Here is a 1348-nt window from a genome sequence, read left to right on the forward strand (position 1 = left end):
TGGCGGGGCTCGCTCCGGCGGTACGCGCGGCGGTGCGGCTGCGGCTGGTCGCGGCGACCGCCGCCGGGCTGGCCGTGGTGGTGGGGCTGGCCGCCCTGCTCGCCCCGGTGGTGGCGGGTCAGGTGGACGACCGTCCGGTCGACCCACGCCGCTACGTGGAGCCGCCGCGGGTGGAGTCGCTGGACGAGAACCCGCTGATCCGGATCTCGGGCTGGGCCCTGAACCCGGACCAGCGGCTGCTCGACGTGCGGACCCTCGCCGGTGCCGGCGACGGCGGGCCGCCGCGGATCCGACTGGCGGTGCTCAGCGACTACGACGGGGTGACCTGGCGGGTCGGGGCCACGTACCGCAACGCGGGCCGGGTCCTGCCGGCCGCCGAGCCGGCGCCCGGCGCGGCCACCGAGACGGTCCGCCAGGAGATCACGGTGGGCGACCTGACCGGGCGGCTGCTGCCGGCGGTGCCCACGCCGCGCGAGGTGACCGGTGCGCGGGTGGCGTACGACCCGGAGACCGGCACGGTCATCCGGCCGGAGGGGCTGGCACCGGGGCTGCGGTACGACGTGTCCTCGGTGCGGGAGCGCCCGGACCCGAACCTGGTCACCACCGCCAACGTGCCGGCCGGCGACGCGGTGGCCCGGGTGCTGCGGGTGCCGGACGGGGCGCCGGAACAGCTGCGCCGGCTGGCCACCCAACTCGCCGAGGAGAACGGCGCCCCGTACTCCCGGGCTGACGCGATCGCCAGGTTCCTGGCCGAGCACTACCGGGTGACCGCCGACGCGCCGAGCGGGCACGCCTACCCGAACCTGACGTTCTTCCTGTTCGGACCGCGCAACGGCGGCGGGCAGCGGGGCACGTCGGAGCAGTTCGCCGCCGCGTTCGCGGTGCTCGGTCGGCTCGCCGGCCTGCCCACCCGGGTGGTGGTCGGGTTCGAGCCCAAGGCCGACGGGCCGGTGCGGGCCGCCGACGCGTACGCCTGGCCCGAGGTGCTCTTCGAGGGCGTCGGCTGGGTGCCGTTCGACCCGATGCCGCGCCCGGATGAGGAGCCCCGCCCGGTGGAGGAGGACTTCCGGCCGAAGCCGGAGGACCCGCCGCCGTCGGAGGTGCCGGCGCCGACCGAGGAACCCTCCGCCACTCCCCCGGCCGCCGCGTCCGCGCCGGCCCGGCCCGACCGGGGCCCGGGTACGCCGGTCCTGGTCGGTGGTGGCGTCGGTGGCCTGGTGCTGCTGGTCGGTGGGGTGCTGGCGGTCCTGGCGGCGATGCGCCGCCGGTTGAGCCGGTCGCGGCTGGAGCGGGGCGACCCCGGCCGGCGGGTGACCGGTGCCTGGCGGGAGCTGACCGACGCGCTGCG

1 protein-coding gene is annotated in these 1348 nt (G+C 78.0%); it reads left to right on the plus strand.

Translation table 11 applies throughout. The annotated features are described in order from the left end of the window. Positions 1 to 1348: transglutaminase TgpA family protein (locus HUW36_RS32985; RefSeq protein ID WP_174531597.1), on the plus strand; the 1348-nt coding region annotated here is incomplete at both ends.

Source organism: Micromonospora maritima, assembly GCF_902825405.1.
Classification (GTDB): domain Bacteria; phylum Actinomycetota; class Actinomycetes; order Mycobacteriales; family Micromonosporaceae; genus Micromonospora; species Micromonospora maritima.